Origin of the sequence: Streptomyces sp. NPDC048277 (genome assembly GCF_040652235.1) — a bacterium.
Lineage (GTDB): Bacteria > Actinomycetota > Actinomycetes > Streptomycetales > Streptomycetaceae > Streptomyces.
This window is the reverse complement of record NZ_JBEZLQ010000003.1, coordinates 204,655-221,643: the sequence shown is the minus strand read 5'-3', so window position 1 is coordinate 221,643 and position 16,989 is coordinate 204,655. Positions and strand designations below refer to the sequence as shown.

Annotated in this window: 14 protein-coding genes; 4 read left to right on the top strand and 10 right to left on the bottom strand. The window is 72.4% G+C overall.

The features are described 5' to 3' along the window. Positions 1–27 precede the first annotated feature (27 nt). Complete coding sequence (locus tag AB0D85_RS08605; protein WP_362316603.1) at positions 28–972, top strand: L,D-transpeptidase; 945 nt, start codon at positions 28–30, stop codon at positions 970–972. A gap of 66 nt (positions 973–1,038) precedes the next feature. Here the strand turns inward: AB0D85_RS08605 and AB0D85_RS08600 are convergent, their stop codons facing one another. Genes AB0D85_RS08600 through AB0D85_RS08565 form a run of 8 tightly spaced genes read right to left on the bottom strand, consistent with a single transcriptional unit; the run spans position 1,039 to position 9,677 of the window. Continuing rightward, complete coding sequence (locus AB0D85_RS08600) at positions 1,039–1,974, bottom strand: sugar phosphate isomerase/epimerase (protein ID WP_362315682.1); 936 nt, start codon at positions 1,972–1,974, stop codon at positions 1,039–1,041. Then, positions 1,971–2,579: a nucleoside deaminase gene (locus AB0D85_RS08595; protein WP_362315679.1), complete on the bottom strand. Its 609-nt coding sequence runs from the start codon at positions 2,577–2,579 to the stop codon at positions 1,971–1,973. The genes AB0D85_RS08600 and AB0D85_RS08595 overlap by 4 nt, the downstream gene beginning before the upstream one ends. After that, positions 2,576–4,135 (bottom strand): GMC oxidoreductase, encoded by a 1,560-nt coding sequence (locus tag AB0D85_RS08590; RefSeq protein ID WP_362315675.1) that lies wholly within the window; start codon positions 4,133–4,135, stop codon positions 2,576–2,578. Before AB0D85_RS08590 ends, AB0D85_RS08595 begins: the two co-directional genes overlap by 4 nt. Before the next feature lie 32 nt (positions 4,136–4,167). Then, entirely contained in the window at positions 4,168–5,298 is a 1,131-nt protein-coding gene (locus AB0D85_RS08585; RefSeq protein ID WP_362316600.1) for an ROK family protein, read from the bottom strand. 8 nt (positions 5,299–5,306) lie between these two features. Beyond that, positions 5,307–6,629 (bottom strand): carboxylesterase family protein, encoded by a 1,323-nt coding sequence (locus tag AB0D85_RS08580; RefSeq protein ID WP_362315672.1) that lies wholly within the window; start codon positions 6,627–6,629, stop codon positions 5,307–5,309. Between the two features lie 2 nt (positions 6,630–6,631). After that, positions 6,632–7,513: a carbohydrate ABC transporter permease gene (locus AB0D85_RS08575; RefSeq protein ID WP_362315669.1), complete on the bottom strand. Its 882-nt coding sequence runs from the start codon at positions 7,511–7,513 to the stop codon at positions 6,632–6,634. Beyond that, a complete protein-coding gene (locus AB0D85_RS08570) occupies positions 7,510–8,382 on the bottom strand; it encodes a sugar ABC transporter permease (RefSeq protein ID WP_362315666.1) in 873 nt (290 codons plus the stop codon). Before AB0D85_RS08570 ends, AB0D85_RS08575 begins: the two co-directional genes overlap by 4 nt. Beyond that, positions 8,379–9,677, bottom strand: a complete 1,299-nt coding sequence (locus AB0D85_RS08565; protein WP_362315663.1) for an extracellular solute-binding protein — start codon at positions 9,675–9,677, stop codon at positions 8,379–8,381. The genes AB0D85_RS08570 and AB0D85_RS08565 overlap by 4 nt, the downstream gene beginning before the upstream one ends. Before the next feature lie 219 nt (positions 9,678–9,896). Here AB0D85_RS08565 and AB0D85_RS08560 point away from each other — a divergent pair, with 219 nt between their 5' ends. Then, a complete protein-coding gene (locus AB0D85_RS08560) occupies positions 9,897–13,076 on the top strand; it encodes an amidohydrolase family protein (protein WP_362315660.1) in 3,180 nt (1,059 codons plus the stop codon). Positions 13,077–13,201: 125 nt separating this feature from the next. On the opposite strand, the gene AB0D85_RS08555 is transcribed toward AB0D85_RS08560, so the two are convergent. Beyond that, positions 13,202–14,191 (bottom strand): D-cysteine desulfhydrase family protein, encoded by a 990-nt coding sequence (locus AB0D85_RS08555; protein ID WP_362315658.1) that lies wholly within the window; start codon positions 14,189–14,191, stop codon positions 13,202–13,204. Between the two features lie 202 nt (positions 14,192–14,393). On the opposite strand from AB0D85_RS08555, the gene AB0D85_RS08550 reads away from it, so the two are divergent. Further along, positions 14,394–15,128 carry a hypothetical protein gene (locus AB0D85_RS08550; RefSeq protein ID WP_362315654.1) on the top strand — a complete coding sequence of 245 codons (735 nt, stop codon included), beginning with the start codon at positions 14,394–14,396 and terminating at the stop codon, positions 15,126–15,128. A gap of 27 nt (positions 15,129–15,155) precedes the next feature. Next, a complete protein-coding gene (locus tag AB0D85_RS08545; RefSeq protein ID WP_362315651.1) occupies positions 15,156–15,584 on the top strand; it encodes an OsmC family protein in 429 nt (142 codons plus the stop codon). A 62-nt stretch (positions 15,585–15,646) separates the two neighbouring features. On the opposite strand, the gene AB0D85_RS08540 is transcribed toward AB0D85_RS08545, so the two are convergent. After that, positions 15,647–16,915: an MFS transporter gene (locus tag AB0D85_RS08540; RefSeq protein WP_362315649.1), complete on the bottom strand. Its 1,269-nt coding sequence runs from the start codon at positions 16,913–16,915 to the stop codon at positions 15,647–15,649. Positions 16,916–16,989 lie beyond the last annotated feature (74 nt).

Sequence of the window (16,989 nt, the reverse complement as noted above, 5' to 3'; positions counted from 1 at the left end):
ATAGGAATCGCACTCGGTATGGTCGCGATGCTAGTGGGCGTGAGCGCCTGCGGCGGGGGCAGCAGCGACAACGCGGGCGGGCAGGACGCGAAGGCGTCGGGAAAGCCGAGTGCGAGCGCCTCGTCCTCGCCCTCGCCCACGAAGCCCGCGGGCCCGCCGATGCTGCTGGAGACCATCACCCCGCAGACCGGCACCACGGTCGGCGTGGCCATGCCGATCTCGGTGATCTTCACGAACCCGGTGGCGGCGAAGGCACGGGCCACCGTCGAGAAGCACATGAAGGTCAGCACCTCGCAGCCGGTGGTCGGCGCGTGGCACTGGATGGGTGACCAGCGTGCCGACTGGCGGCCGAAGACCTACTGGCCCTCGGGCACGAAGGTAAAGATCGACGCCGACATGACCGGTGTCAGCAACGGCAACGGACGCTACGGCGTGCACAGCTACACGCACACCTTCACGATCGGCGACGACGTACGCGCCGATGTCTCGGTGACCAACCACACCATGAAGGTGACCCGCAACGGCCAGACGGTGCGCACCCTGTCGATCAACGCGGGCAGCGCCCAGTACCCGACGTGGGACGGCACGATGGCCGTCATCGACAAGCAGGCGAAGGTCCACATGACCTCCTGCAGCGTCGGCATCAGCTGCGACAAGGGCAGTCCCAACTTCTACGACCTGACGCTGCCCTGGGACGTCCACCTGACCCAGTCCGGCACGTATGTGCACTACTCGACCGGCGACCCGTACCCGGGCAGCGGCAGCGCACGCGGCTCGCACGGCTGTGTCCACCTGTCCATGTCGGACGCCAAGTGGTTCTACGGCCAGGTCAAGCAGGGCGACCCTGTCACGATCACCGGCTCACCCCGCGGCAAGGCCCCTGCCGACAACGGCTACGCCGACTTCAACCTGGGCTGGGACGCGTGGCTCGCGGGCAGCGGGTCCGGAGAGCAGACGACCGCGACGCTCTGATCCACCCCCCGGTCCCCGCCCACGCCGTGCCCGCCGCGTCGCCGAGGCGGGCACGGCGGACGCGTCTCATCCGGACGCGATGAGCGAGGCCCGCGCCACGGCCGTACCCGCCCGGAGCGCCGCGACCGGATCGGCCGCCTCGTCGAGCTCGATGAGGACGGTGCCGGCCCCCGGCGTGCGGGACATGGCATCCGCCCAGCCGCGCCAGTCCACGACGCCCCGGCCCAGTTCGGTCATGTACGGCTGCTGCTGGGCGTAGACGGTCTCGTCTATGGTCAGGTGCCCGTCGATCGGCCCGACCGCGTCCTTCCAGTGGGCCAGGGCGATGCGCGGCGCATGGCGGCGGGCCACGGCCACCGGGTCGCCGCCGCCGAGGGCGATATGGCAGGAGTCGGGGCACAGCCAGACGTACCGCGGGTCGGTCAGGGCCATGAACAGGTCGATGTCGCGCTCGTACCACAGCGTGCTGTTCGACTCGGTGTGAAGGGCGAGCTTCACACCGTGCCGCGAGACGGCCTCGCCGACGGCGTGGGCGACATCGGCCATCCGGCTCATGTACGCGGCGTCGACGAAGAAGGGCGGGCGGGTCCCGTACGTCGCCCGCATGGGCAGCCCGGTGACGAGGAGTTCGGCGCCCACCTCGGCGAGGAAAGCCGCGCGCCGTTCGGCGTCGGCGACGATCGTCCGGAGACTCGCGCCGTCCCGCCAGTCCGGTGCGTCGCTGTCGGCGATGAACGCGCTCACCACGGACAGGCCGCGACCGGCGAGTTCGCTGCCGAACGCCCGCGCGCTGCCGAACGCCCGCAGCGCCGAGGCGATGTCACCGGGCGCGAACGTCAACTCGATGCCGGTGACACCGGATTCGGCCAGCGCGTCCATCACCCGCTCCCAGAAGGCCACGGGGCGCTCAAGGGCCAGGTCACGCACGGCGTCGCCCGAGTCCAGCCCCCAGAAGTCGGGGTGGTAGAAGGTGATGACGTCAGTGGCGAAACGCGGGGTCACTCGGCACCTCCACGGGCGTTGTAGACGGCGACCCCGCCCGCGTCGACGGCCTCCCGGTAGCCCCGGAACACCGCGAGGGCCTCGTCGCGCAGCACGTCCCCGACGACCCCGATCCCACGGGCCTCGAACTGTTCGGCCCAGTCGGCGCCGAGCGGGCCCTCGTCGAAGGTCGTGATCTCCTCCAACTCCGGGCCCTCTCCCGCGACCACCAGCCCGCGCACCCCGGACCACAGGGTGGCGCCGTAACACTGCACGCACGGACGCCAGTTGACGACCAGCTCATGGGCCGGCAGGCCCGCGCCGCCCAAGTCCCAGCGGCCGGTCGCGGTCTGGGCCAGCCCGAGCGCGAGGACCTCGGCATGGGCGCTGGAGACACCGGAGGCGAGGACGACGTTCACGCCCACCGAGACGATCCGGCCGGTGTCCTGCTCGGCGACGAGCGCGGCGAACGGACCGCCGTTGCCCTCCCGCCAGTTGCGGTCGGCCAGCCGGTGCACCAGCCGCATCCGGTCCTCGCGGTCCGGGACGACGGCGGGCACGTCGGCCAACTCGTCGTCGATCCACCCGGGCAGCGAGACCCGGAATTCCCTGGCGATGTCGATCATGCGCCGTCCTTCTGTCGAGGGGTGGTGAGTGTGGTCCGCCGCCGGGGAGCGGTGCGTGCGGTGACGGCCCGGGCCGCCCGGACGGCGGTCACCGCGCCCGTCAGGGTGACGTTGGCGGCCATGGCCGTGGGGATCACGCCGTTGCCGGCGAGGTACAGGTTGTCGTGGCCCCACACCCTGCCGTCCTGGTCGCACACGCTGGTTCCGTCGTCGGCGAGGCCGGCCCGGACGGTACCGGTCAGATGGAGCGAGGAGCCGGGCGGCAGCAGCGCGCTCTCGGTCGCCGGATCGAAGGCACCGAACTCCTCGGCCAGCGACCGCACTTCGTCCAGTGCCCGGCCGATCAGCGCACGGTCGGCGGCGGAGTGGGCGAACTCGACGCCGATCCGCGGCATTCCGGCCAGGTCGGTGTCGGAGTCCGAGAACACCAGCCGGTTCTCCGGACGTGACGCGACCGGGACGTACAGCGAGATGCCGACCGAGTGGGCGAGCGGCCGCCCCGCCTCGTCCACGTACGTCCGGTTCATGATCTGGCCGTGGAACGGCTGCGCCGCGCCGTTGTGGGGCAGCCACAGGGAGTCGGTGCAGAACTCGCCGGGGCGCGGCAGCGGAAGTTCGTCGAGGCCGATGCCGAACCGGTCGACGTCGAGCAGCACCCGGGCGGTGACGAAGGCGTGCTCGTTGAGCCGGCGGCCCAGCGCGTCCGGCCGGATGCCCGAGGCGAACAGCAGTTGCGGAGTGCGCAGCGTGTCGGCGCACACCACCACCGCGTCCGCGTCCAGTTCCGACTCGAAGCCGTCGGCGACGCGCCGCAGCCGTGCGCCCGAGACCCGGCCGTCCGCGACCCGGAGCCGGGTCACGAGCGTGCCGGTGACCAGTGTGAAGGCCGGGTCCGTGCCCGTCGCGAGAGCCGGGAGGATCGTCCCCGGGGCCGTGCGCGGCATGGGCCCGGCCGCCGTCGCCGTGACGGCCATGGGCATCGGCTGCGGGAGCCGGTCGGCCGGTGCGGTGCCGGTGTAACGGCGGCGCAGGACGTCGAGGACCAGGTGCCCGACCGGGGTCGGGCCGATCGCGGCCGGCGTCACCGCGAGCAACCGGTGCGCGGTGTCCAGGTCCTCGGCCCAGCTGGCCGGGTCCCCGAAGACGAACACCTCGTCCCCGGCCGGCCAGGGCGTCGCGGCCGTCCAGTGCACACCCATGCCGCCCGCGTTCCACGCGAGCGCCGCCTGGGGCATCGCCTCGGCCTCCTCCCCGAAGGCGAGCGCGTGGTACATGCCGGGCGTCAGCGCGGCGAGGCTCCCGGGCACCTCGCGCACCACCTCGGCTCCCGTGTACATGCCCTGGATGCCGGTGGCGACCTGTTCGTTGTAGCGGGCCCACAGGACCGGGTCGTCGAGGTCGTGCAGATGCAGACCGGGCGCGTCGCCGATCGCGGTACCGGCGTCGACCATGGTGATGCGCAGCGCCGGATCGGACTCGCGCAGCAGCCGGGCCACGAGGGCGCCCATGATGCCGCTGCCCACGATCAGGACCTGGGTGTGGGGGGAGTGGGTCACAGAAGACTCCGTAGGTCGGTTGCACGAAAAGGTCAGTTGCCCGGGACGAGCGGGCCGAACAGTTCGGTGTCCATGCGGTCCAGCGCCAGCTTGACGGCGCCGACGAGCGCGGCGTCACGGCCCAGGCCGCTCGCTCGCAGCTCGACCGCGGGGGTGCGGGCGGCGTGCAGGGCCTCGCGCACCCGGGGCAGCAGCACGTCGGCCGCGTCCTCCAGACCGCCGCCCAGCACGATCAGCGAGGGAGCGACCGTCCAGGACAGGGTGGTCAGGATCGAGGCGATGTTCGCCACGAACTCGTCGACCTCCGCGAGCGCGGCCGCCTCGCCTGCCCGGGCGGCCTCGAAACGGTCCAGCGCGACGCTCCGGCGGTCCGGCTCCGGCGAGGTGAGCCAGGCGACCGGCCGGTGCTCGACCGAGTCCGTCGGCATCGACACCGCCTCGATGATCTCGCCCGCCGCGCCGTCGAGCCCCCGGTGCACCGCGCCCCGGATGAGGATGCCGAGACCGGTCCGGTTCCCGAGCATGGCCCATACGACGTTGTCGTGATCGCGGGCCACCCCCCGCCAACGTTCCGCCAGCGCACCGAGGTTGGTGTCGTTGTCCGCGAACCACGGCACCCGGACCCGGCGCGTCAGCTCCCCGGGCAGGTCCACGCCCTCCCACCGGGTGGTGTGCACCAGCCGCCGTACCACTCCGTCGTCGTCGATCGCGCCGCCGCTCGCCAGCGCTCCGGCGCGCAGCCGGTCCGCCGACCCGCCCGCGTCCTCCAGCGCCTCCTGCACCAGCGCCGCCACGTCGTCGAGCGAGGCCTGTGGATCCAGGTAGGAGCGCAGTGGCCGGTGCGCGCGGCCGACGATACGGCCCCGCACGTCGGCGACGACCGCGGACACGTCCTCCGTGGTGATCTGCGCGGCCGCCAACAGGGCGTGCTCGGCCCGCAGTTCGTACCGCCGGGCGGGGCGGCCCGCGCACCCCCGGGCGGGCACCCGGTCGAGCTCGGCCACCCAGCCCGCCGTCACGAGGGAGTCCAGGATCAGCTCGATGGTGCGCCGCGACAGAGTCGTCCGCTCGGCGAGCGCGGTGAGCGTCGTCGGCGCGGCCGACACCGCCAACGCCCGCAGGATCACCGAGGTGTTGACCCGGCGGACCGCGCTCTGGTTCATCCCCGGCATCAGCACGCCTCCGCCTCCGCCGGGACCACGGGGTCGTACACGCCGGTGGTGTCGGCGGCGAACTCGGCACCGGGACGGCCGTACTCGCGTGCCGGATCACCCGGCCTGCCCGACGCCCGTGCCCAGGACGGCTCCCGGCCGTGCACGAACCCGACCAGATCGGCGTGCATCAGCGCGGCCAGCTCCGTGGGCGGACGGGGACCGAGGGCCTCCCGGACGCCGGGTGCGTCGAGGACGTCGAAGAAGAACGGGATGTCCACGCAGTGCGTGGCACCGCCGGTCGCGGGGGAGGGCCATGCGAAGGAGTACAGCCAGGTGCCGGCGGTGGCCTCCCGTCGGGAGCGGGCCGCGCGCGGGCAGGCGGCCCGGAAGAGGGTGTCGGTGACCCGGGTGCCCGCGGCGCGGGCGGCCTCCGGGGCCGTGCCGCCGTCGAACTCGTCGCCGGTCGCCCCCAGCAGCAGCGGTACGTCGAGACCGCGCCGGGCGAGCCCCTCGGGCACCCCCAGCGGCAGGATGTCGTCACCCGTGACCGGCCCGAGCATCAACACCTCATCGCCTCTCAAGTCCCGTACGCATTCCTGCAGTTCCGCCACGTCGATACCGGCGAATCCCTCGCGCGTGGGCGGTACGGCCAGCCGGTCCCCGAGCCTTTCGAGGAAGCCGTGGGCGGTGTCCCGGCCCACCTCGAAGAAGCCGCCGGACATGCTCACCGCCCGCTGGAAACGGCCCGCGGCGGCCGGCGAGGAGAGCAGCGCCAGTACCGCCGCGCCCCCGGCCGACTGCCCGGCGAGGGTGACCCGGTCCGGATCACCGCCGAACGCGGCGATGTTCTCCCGCACCCAGTCGAGCGCCGACAGCAGGTCCCGCAGCCCGAGATTGGCCGGTACGCCGTCCAGCGGCGCGAATCCGTCCACGCCCAGCCGGTAGCCGACCGTCACGGTCACGACCCCGTCCCGGGCGAAGGAACGCCCGTCGTACCAGGGGCTCGCCGGGCTCCCCGCCAGGAAGCCGCCGCCGTGGATCCACACCAGGACCGGACGGCCCTCGGCACCGGCCGGGGTGACGACGCTCAGGTTCAGGACGTCCTCACCCGGCACGGACGGCTCCGGGATCGTGGTTGTCGCGAACAGCGGCACCCGCTGCGAGGTGGCGCCGTGCCGGGAGGCGTCGTACGGCTCCCGGAACCGGCCGCGGGGGACCGGCGCCGCGAACCGCCGTACGCCGACGGGCGCCTCGGCGTACGGGATGCCGAGGAAACGCCGCAGCTCACCTGCACGACGGCCGACGATCGTGCCCGCGGGAGCCCGCACCGTGTCGCTCATGGTCACCGCATCCCCGTTCCGGCGACGCCCTGCACGAAATATCGCTGCAGGCACAGGAAGAGCACCAGTACGGGCAGCATCACGACGATCGCCCCGGCGAGCATCAGGCCGTAGTCGGTGACATGCGCGGCCGCCTGACTGGTCGCGGCGAGGCCCACCGGGAGCGTGTAGCTGGACATGCTCTGGGCGACGACGAGCGGCCAGATGAAGTTGTTCCACGAGTACAGGAACGACATGATCGTGACGGTCGCGACCGCGGGACCGGCCAGCGGCAGGAAGATCCGGAAGAAGATCCGGAACTCGCCCGCCCCGTCGATCCGGGCGGCCTCCAGCAGCTCGTCGGGGATCGACAGCGCGTACTGGCGCATGATGAACACCGACAGCGGCAGCGCCAGGGACGGCAGCGCGATCCCGGTCAGGGTGTCCGCGAGGCCCAGGTCGACGGTGATCACGAACTGGGTGACGAAGACCGTGGTGAACGGCACCATCATCGCCGCCATCACCGCGCCGAACGCCAGCCGCCGACCCGCGAACTCCAGCTTGGCGAGCGCGTATCCGGCGGCCGACGCGGCCACGATGTTGCCGACGACCGCCATCGACGCGACGACCACGCTGTTGACCAGGAACCGGCCGAAGCCCTGCGTCCGGAACAGCCGCACGAAGTTGTCCAGGGTGACATGGTGCGGCAGCCAGGCGCCCGGATCGGAGCGGATCTCGTCGAGACTGCGCAGCGAACCGCCGACCACCCACACGAACGGCAGCAGCGTCAGCAGGGCGCACAGCACCAACGCGCCGTACAGCAGCGGCTGGGAGAGGGACCGGCGGCGTACGGCGATCCGGTCGGCGGCGGGTTCGGCGTTCTGCAACGCGGCTACGGCGGTCATGAGCGGGGCCTCAGCAGTCGGAACTGGACGACACTCACCAGGGCCACCAGGACGAGCATCACGAACGACGCCGCGGACGACATCCCCAGCTCGCCGGATCCGAACTGGTGGTAGGTGTACAGCGCCACCGACTCGGTGGAGCCGAGCGGGCCGCCGTCGGTGAGCAGATACGGCTCGTCGAACACCTGGAGGTAGAAGACGGTCAGCAGCACGGACACCATCAGGGTGGTGGGCATCAGCATCGGCAGGGTGATGTGCCGGAGCTGCCGCCGGCGCCCCGCCCCGTCGAGCGCCGCCGCCTCGTACACGTCCCGGGGGATCGCCTGGAGCCCGGCGAGGAACAGCACCATCGCGGTGCCGAAGTTGCGCCAGACGCCGAGCGCGATGACCACGGGCATCGCCAGATGGGTGTCGTCCAGCCAGTTCGGGCCGGCCAGGCCGACCGCGGCGAGCACGCTGTTGACGGTGCCGTTCTCGTTGAAGGCGTACCGCCAGATCAGCGCGACCGCCACGACATTGGTCACGACCGGCGCGAAGAAGACCGTGCGGAAGGTCCCGCGCAGCCGCCGGATGCCGGAGTTCAGCGCGAGGGCCAGCGCGAACCCGGCCGCCATGGTCAGCGGCACGCCGACGGCCACGAACAGCCCGGTGTTGAGGATGTCCCGCACGAAGCTGTCGTCCTGGAACAGCCGGACGTAGTTCTCCAGGCCGGTGAAGTTCACCGCGAGCGGATGCCGCAGGTCCGAGCCGTGCAGATCGGTGAGGCTGAAGCCGAGCGCGGCGACGGTGGGCACGGCCGTGTAGAGCAGGAAGACCAGCGTGAACGGCGCGAGGAACAGCCAGCCGACGGCCGTCCGACGGGCCCTCACCGCGCCCCCGTGCCGAGACTCTCGGCGTACGCCTGCACGTTCGCCGCCGCCTTCGCCGCGCTCTCGGTGCCCTTGGCCACGGCCTCCGTCTCCTTGCCGAGCCGGGTGGCGACCTGCTGCCAGGTGGTCACCCGCGGGAACGCCCGGGTGTTCTTCAGCTGGGTCAGGAAGGCGTCGAGCAGCGGCTGCCCCTTGATCGCCGGGTCGTCCCAGGCGGAGACGACGGCCGGCAGCGAGCTGTACGCCTTGTACTGCGCGACCTGGGTGGCCGGCTTCGCGAGGTACCGCACGAACTTCCACGCCGCGTCCGCGTTGGCGCCGTCCGCGAGCACGCCCCAACTGCCGCCCGCCGAGAAGGAGACGCTGCCCGACGAGCCCGCCGGCAGCGGCGCGGTGGCCACATGGGCCGCCGTCCAGCCCTCCTTCTTCGCCGCGGTGTCGAGCTGCCCGACGACCCACGGACCGGTGATCATCGTGGCCGTCTTCCCGGACACGAAGTACGGCTGGGCGTCCAGGAAGGTCGGCCCGCTGGTGTCGGCGGCCTTGGAGGTGAAGAACGACGCGTTGTACGTGAGCGCGTCCACCATGGCCGGCGTGTCCAGCGTCCACTTCCCGCCGGTGAGCAGCGAGCCGCCCGCCTGCCAGGCGTACATGGCGACGTCCTGGCCGTTGAAGACGTCCCAGCCGATGTCCGCCCCGAGCCCGTGCCCGGCACCCGCACCCTGCAGCGCCTTGAGGAACGGCACCATCTGCGCCCAGGTCGTCGGCGCCTTGACGCCCGCCTTCGCGGCGAGGTCGGAGCGGTAGACGAGTGCGTAGGTGTACGCGTACCAGGGGACCGTGTAGGCCACGTCTCCGACGAGACCGGCGTCCCAGAGGCTGGTGAAGAACGACTTCGGCTCGACCAGCCCGTCCGGCACGGCCCGCAGGATCGACGGATCGAGGAACTGCGCCTGCGACTCGGGGAAGAACTGGGCGACGTCGGGCCCCTTGCCCGCGGCGATCGCCGACTGGAGCTTCGTGTAGTACTCGGCGTTCGGGATCAGCGTGAACTTCACGGTGAGCTCGGGATTCGCGGCCTTGAACGGCTTGACGACCTTGTTCAGCACGTCCGCGTCGCCCTGGGCGGCCCACACGTTCAGGGTGCCGGTGGCCGGTGAGTCGTCGACGGGCGCGGTGGAGGACTTGGCGGCCGTGGTCGCGCCGCCGCGGCCACAGCCGGTGAGGGCACCGGCGCCGAGGAGCGCCAGGCCGGCGGACAGCTTCAGGGCACCGCGTCTGGAGGGAAGGGACACTCGGGGGCTCCTGGATTTCGCGGGAAAGCAGCGTTATTGCTGACTGCGAAGCTACGAACGCCGTGTTGCACGGGCATGGCCGAGCCATCACGAATAATTTCGGAACTTGTAGCGAAATCGACCGGTCGCTCACCGTAATGAGAGCGGCTGTGATCACCGAGAGTGTTGGCCGGGGATGTCGTTGATCCCGGGACGACGGGTGCATCAGTGTGTACGGTCATGGACCGCGACCGGAGCAGCCACTTCCGTCCGACCCGCCGTCAACTCCTCGCCGCCGCAGGCGCCGTGCCCCTCGTGGGTGTGGCCCCCGCCGCCGTGGCGAGACCCCGGACCGGCGCCCCCTCCCTGATGTTCACCCGCGCAACCAACGGGGCGGCGACCCTCGCCCCGTCCGGCGACCACCTGATCGCCGAGGCGCAGGGCACCCTGTGGTCCCTGCCCCGCACCGGCGGCACCGCCCGCCCCCTCACCCCGGCCGACCTCGAACCGGGCCGCCCCACCCACTCCCCGGACGGCGAACTCATCGCCTTCTGCGCCTACCGGGACGGCGGATTCCACCTCTGGACCGTCCGCCCAGACGGCTCCGACCTGCGGCAGCGCACGGACGGCCCCTGGGACGACCGAGGCCCCGCCTGGTCGCCCGACGGCACCCGGCTCGCCTTCTCCTCGGAACGCGCCGGCGACCCGCTCGACGGCAGCCCGTACCGCATCCACGTCCTCGACCTGGGCACCGGCCGGATCACCCCCGTCACCGGCCGCACCGGCCAGGACGGTCCCCTCCAGGACACCCCGTGGGAGGACTTCGACCCCACCTGGTCACCGGACGGCTCCCGGATCCTCTTCGTCCGCGCCAAGACGGTCACCACCTCCCTGGGCCCGACCCTGGAGGCCCGCACCATCGCGGCCGTGCCCGCCGACGGCACCGGCGCGGTCACCGTCCGGTACACCGAGACCGAGACCGTCCAGGTCATGACGCCCGCCCTGGCCGCCGACGGCCGCCTGGCCCACCTGCGCACCACAGCCGCACCGAACGCCTCCTGCACCCTCGCCGTCGACGGCCGCCCCGTCCCGGTCACCGGCGACCTCGCCCCCGTGCCCCCGCGCTGGACACCGGAGGGGCACCTCCTCCTCACCCTCGACGGCGCCTTCACCCTCGTACGACCCGACAGTCCCGCACAACCGGAGACCATCCCCTTCGAGGGCGTGCTCCCCGTGCGGCGGCCCCGCTACCGCACCAAGGCGTACGACCTCGGCGAGGCCCGCACCCGTCCGGTGCGCGGCATCCATCTGCCCGCGCTCTCGCCGGACGGCCGGCAGATCGCCTTCGCCGCCCTCAACTCCCTCTGGCTGGCCGGAAGTTCGGGCGGCCAACCGCCACGGCGACTGCGCACGGCGGACCCCACCCGCTATGTCCTCGGCCCGAGCTGGGCACCCGACGGACGGTCCCTGGTCTACGCCGACGACCGCGACGGTCTGCTGGGCGTCCACCGGCACGATCTCGCCACCGGCGAGGAGAGCACGCTGGCGACCGGCGGCCGGGTGCATCCGGCGCTGTCGCCCGACGGACAGCGGCTCGCCTGCCTCGACATGACGGGCAGGCTCCTGGTCCGCGACCTCGCCTCCGGTACGGAACACGTCCTCGCCACCCCGCTCGGCGGCGGCGGACTGCCCGGCCGCCCCAGCTGGTCCCCCGGCGGCCGCCACCTCGCCCTCTGCGACCGCAACCGGCTCAACGCCCGCTTCCGCGAGGGCTACAACCTCGTCCGTGTCGTCGACACCACGACCGGCACCGACCGCCTGCACGCGGTGGCCCCCCACACCTCGATCGCCGACCGCTACGACTCCGGACCCGTCTGGTCACCCGACGGCCGCTGGATGGCGGTGATCGTCGAGTCCGCGCTGTGCCTGCTGCCCGTCGGCCCCGACGGCACCCCGAGCGGCGACCTGCGCACCCTCACCGACGAACCGGCCGACCACCCCTCCTGGTCGGCCGACTCCAGGACCCTCCTGTACCTCTCCGCAGGTCGGCTGCGGCTCGTCGACACCGACGGCGGCGCCGCGCGCACCGTCCGCGTCCCCCTCGACGCCACCGGACCCGCCCCCGCCGACCTGGTCGTCCACGCCGGACACCTGTGGGACGGCACCGGCGAGACGACCCGCGACGACGTCGACATCGTCGTACGCGCCGGACGGATCACGGCGGTCGAGCCGCACCGCGCGGGCCGCCGGATCACCGGCCGCCGTGTCGACGCCTCCGGACGCACCGTCATCCCCGGCCTGTGGGACACCCACACCCACCCCTGGCAGTCCACCTACGGCGGCCGCCAGACCGTCGGCCAGCTCACCTACGGCATCACCACCGCCGTGTCCCTGGGCGGCTTCGCCTACGAACAGGCCCGCATCCGCGAGGCCGTGGCCGCCGGGCAGCTAGCCGGACCACGGCTGCTGAGCACCGGCGAACTCCTCGACGGAACACGGGTCGCCTACAGCATGGGCCGCGCCCACCGGACCCGGCAGGGGCTGCGCCGCTCACTGGAGCGGGGCGCGGCGCTGGACTGGGACTTCGTCAAGACCTATGTGCGGGCGCCCGGTTGGGTGATGGCGGAGGCCGCGCGGTTCGCGCACGAGCGGCTCGGCGTCCGCTCCGGCAGCCATCTGCTGTCCCCCGGAGTCCAGCTCGGCCAGGACCTGACGACCCATCTGCAGGCCACCCAGCGCGCCGAGTTCGGGCACGCCGTCACCGGCACCGGCCGCTCCTACGAGGACGTCGTGGAGATCTACACCGCGCACGGGGTGCGCTTCTCCATGATCGCGACGCCCTTCACCTCCGTGCCCCTCCTCGGCGCGGACCCCTCCCTCGCCGACGACCCCCGGGTCACCGCCGTGATGCCCCCGTGGGACACGGCCAGCGTCCAGCAGTCCGCCGGCGTTCCGCCCACCGAGGCCCAACTCGCCACCCTGCGCACGGAGACCGACATCTACTGCCGCATCCTGGCCGCCGGCGGGATCGTCGCCCTCGGCACGGACCAGCCCCTCGTCCCGGTCGGCCTCGCCCTCCACCTCGGGCTGCGCGCCCTGCACGGTGGCGGCCTGTCCCCGGCCCAGGCCCTGCGCACGGCGACGGTCCTGCCCGCCCGCCTCTTCGGCGTCGACCACGACCTCGGCACCGTCCAGGAGGGCATGCTCGCCGATCTGACCGTCGTCGACGGCGACCCCTTCACCGACTTCGCCGCCCTCGTCCGCACCGTCGCGGTCGTCAGAGGCGGAGTGCCCTACACCACAGAGGAGTTGGTCACCTCCTTCGAACCGACGACCCGGCGCACGGCGATGGCCGAGGAGGACTGGCTGGAGGTGGGGAGACTGATGCGCAGGGACGGATGCTGCGACGGGCACCAGTAGCGCTCCGTCGGATTCCGGATCTGCTTCTGGCGAGGGTCGGCACCGTCCCAGGGCCCTGCGCTCGACCGTGAGCGGGCCGCCGTCGTACGAGCGCGGTATCACCGCCTGGAACCTCACGGAGTCGGTCACATGGTGCCGGCTGCGAGAGCCTCTCCGGCCCGTCGCAGTGCCTCCGGGTGGCCGAAGAGCCCGGGGAGTCCTCCGGTGTGCACGAAGACGGTGCGCTCACCCGGACGGATGTCACCCTCGCGCACGGCGGCGACGAGACCGGCCATGGCGCGCCCGGTGTAGACCGGATCCAGGATCAGTCCCTCGGTCCGGGCGGCGAGCAGGATCGCCTCCGCGACCGGCTCGGTGAGGCGGGAGTATCCAGCTCCCACTTGGTCGAGCCGTAGACGTGGCTGTCGCGGCGCGGGGGAGGGCGCGTCCAGGGCGGTCAGCAGCAGGTCGAGGGTGTGTCCCGGATCCTCCACGGCACCGCAGTGCACCCCAAGGACCCGGTCCGCGCCCAGGGCATGGACCAGCCCGGCCATCGTGCCGCCGCTTCCCAGCGCGACCACGGCGGTGTGCAGGTCGGGAGTCTGTCCGAGGAGCTCGTGGCCGCCGTCGACGTAGCCCAGGGCGCCGACGGGGCTCGATCCGCCGAAGGGAATGAGCGCCGGAGCCGCGTCCCGCTCGCGCAGCTCCCCGACGACACGGTCGAGGACGGCCGCGAGTTCGGTCCCGCTCACGGCGCCGGCCCAGACGATCCTCGCGCCGAGGAGGCCGTCGAGGGCCAGATTGCCCGCGGCCGTCTCGGTGGGCTCGCCCGCGAGGACGAGTACGACGTCCATGCCGAGACGCGCTCCGGCCGCGGCGGTGAGGCGAGCGTGGTTGCTCTGCGGCGCCCCACTGGTGACCAGGGTTCTCGCACCCTCGGCCAGGGCCTGTCCACAGGTCCATTCGAGCTTGCGGACCTTGTTCCCGCCGCCGCCCAGCCCGATCAGGTCGTCGCGCTTGATCCACAGGTCGTCCGGGCCGAGTCCCAGCGTCCGTGCGAGGCGCGGGGCTGGTTCGAGCGGTGTCGGCCAGGGAGCCAGGGTGACCTTGTGGTGGCCCCTGTGCATCGTGTCCATGTGACAGCCCCTTCGTCTCCGTGCCCGCGTGTCCGTCCCGGCGCACACCATGTTTTCGCCAGGACACACCCCGCTCAACATCGCCCCCGCTCCAGTCCCGGCCCGGGGCGCGCCGAGCGCGGGCCGGCCGGTCCCCGAAGAGGAACGAACATCTCCGATGCCGTACGACCGACCGGCGGGCCGCCCCGGGACAATGAACGCCATGAGTGACCGTATGAGCGATGCCGAGAACCGGCTGGCCAAGATCGAGCGGCGGCTGGAGAGCGGCGAACGCGACGTCGTGCCCGCGTGGCGCAGAGCCACGCAGGGCGAGCCACGATGGGCCGTGACCGCCGTCATCCTGATCGCCGTGGCCCTCCAGCTGATGCTGCCGCGCCGGCTCGCCTTCCAGCCGTACTGGGTCCTGCCGGTCCTGGAAGTGCTGCTGCTGGCCGGTCTGATCGCCGGCAACCCCCGGCGCGTCGAGCCCCGCACCCGTTGGCTGCGCGTGCTGGGACTGGCCCTGATGGGCCTGATCAGCCTCGCCAACGGCTGGTCGGCGGTCCGGCTGGTGGCGGGCCTCGTGAACGGCACCGAGGGCAAGGACGCCGGACCGCTGCTGCTGACCGGCGGCGGCATCTGGCTGACGAACGTCATAGTGTTCGCCCTCTGGTACTGGGAATGGGACCGCGGCGGACCCATGGCGCGGGTCTGCGGCCGGCAGCAGTACGCGGACTTCCTCTTCGTGCAGATGCAGAGCCCCGAGACCGCGCCCTCGGACTGGGAACCGGCCTTCCTGGACTATCTGTACCTGTCCTTCACCAACTCCACGGCCTTCAGCCCGACCGACGTGATGCCGCTGTCACGCTGGGCCAAAATGCTGATGATGCTGCAGTCCTCGGTCTCCCTGGTGACCGTGGTCCTGGTGGTGGCACGGGCCGTCAACATCCTGCGCTGACGGCGGGGGTGACCTAGGTTCGTGGACATGAGCGAAGACTCCCTGCGTCTCGTCACGGTCGGGCGCACCGGCACCGGCCGCTTCACCGCGACGAACGCCCGCGGCGGCACGATCGACTTCGGCACCGGCGACGGCACGGAATTCACTCCGGTGGAACTGCTGCTCGCCGCGATCGGCGGCTGCACGGCGGCCGACGTCGAGGTCTCCACCACCCGCCACACCGAGCCCACCGAGTTCACGGTCACCGTCAGCGGCCACAAGGTCGGCGACGAGGACGGCAACCGCATGACCGACCTTGCGGTCAGCTTCCACGTCACCTTCCCGGACGGCGCGCCGGGCGATCGTGCGCGCGCCATCCTGCCCCGGGCGGTCGCCGTCTCCCACGACCGGCTGTGCACCGTCAGCCGCACGATCGAGGCGGGGACACCCGTGGCCGTGTCGGTCGAGGACGCCTGAGCCCGTTCCGCAACCTCCGTCCGGCGCCGGCCGGACGGCCGGACGGCCGGCGGGCCACGGCATCAGCAGTCCGCGGAGCGTTCAGGTGGCGCTGCGAGTGACGACTTGCTCGCGTCGAGGCTGTCGGCCGTGCTGTGACGCGGGATCAGCAGGGCGACGGCTGCCGAGACAGCGACGCAGAGGGCAGCGAGGTCCGCGGTGACGCCGATGCCCACCTGCTGACCGAGGACCGCGCCACCGAGCATGCCCGCCAGAGTGGCTGCTGCCTGGATCATGCCGTAGGCGGAACCGACGCGGCCGAGCAGAGCATCAGGAGTGCGGCGTGCAAGGTAGGTGTCGACGGCGACCAGGAAACACACGCCCGGCGGCCCGATCAGGACGAACAGGACGAGAGCCCATCCGATGTCGTGGGTGTGGAACGTGACGGCGAAGACCGCGCTCAGCGCGGCCAGGCTGGTGATCATGACGCGTCGGTCGGAGAAGCGTGCGGCGGCGGCCCGGCTGAGCGGGGCTCCGGCCAGGTAGCCGACGCCCAGCGCGGCGAACAGCATGCCCAGCGTGCCGGCCCCGGCGTGCAGAACCGTGCCGGTGAAGGGAACGAGCAACGCGGTCAGGGCCGCGTTGCCCAGGAGGAATATCGCGGCTGTGGCGAACACGACGGGCAGGCCCGGGGTCACACGAAGATGCGCCGCGCCGGCGCGCAGGTCGTCCGCGAACCGCCTTAGCACCGTGCCCCGTTGGCGCTGCGGAGAGACAGGCCCGGGGCGGTGGCGGATCGCGGCGATCAGGATGGCGGACGCAAGGTAACTGGCGGCGTCGAGAGCCACGACCGGGCCGAAGCCGGCCAGTGCGTAGAGCGCGCCTCCGGCCGGGCCGCCGACGAGCCGGACGGTGCCGGAGACCAGCGCTGTCAGGGAGTTCGCCGCGGCCAGGCGCGGACCGCGCCCCACCAGTGCCGGGATGAGGGCTCGCCGGGCGGGGTCGAAGAACTGGCCGAGACCGGACTCGCCGATCAGCGCGACATAGATGAGCCAGACCTGGCCCGGGTGGTGGACGAGGAGCATGAGTGCGACGGTCGCGGCCCGCAACACGTCGATGGCGAGCATCGTGCGGCGACGGTCGCAGCGGTCGGCGAACACTCCGGCAACCGGGCCCAGCACGAGCGCCGGCAGGGTCTCCGCCGCCAGCGTCAAACCGGTGGCCATCGTTGATCCCGTCAGACGGAGCACGAAGTAGGGCGCCGCGACCAGCAGGAGCCAGTCTCCGAGACCGGACAGGAGATCCGCGACCGCCACCAGGCGAAAGTCGCGCACTCGCAGCACATCGAGCACGGCTCTGCCTCCCCATCGCGCCCGGACAGCTGCTGTGAACGAGCAGCTCGGCAACGCAGGTGTTAGCACTCTCC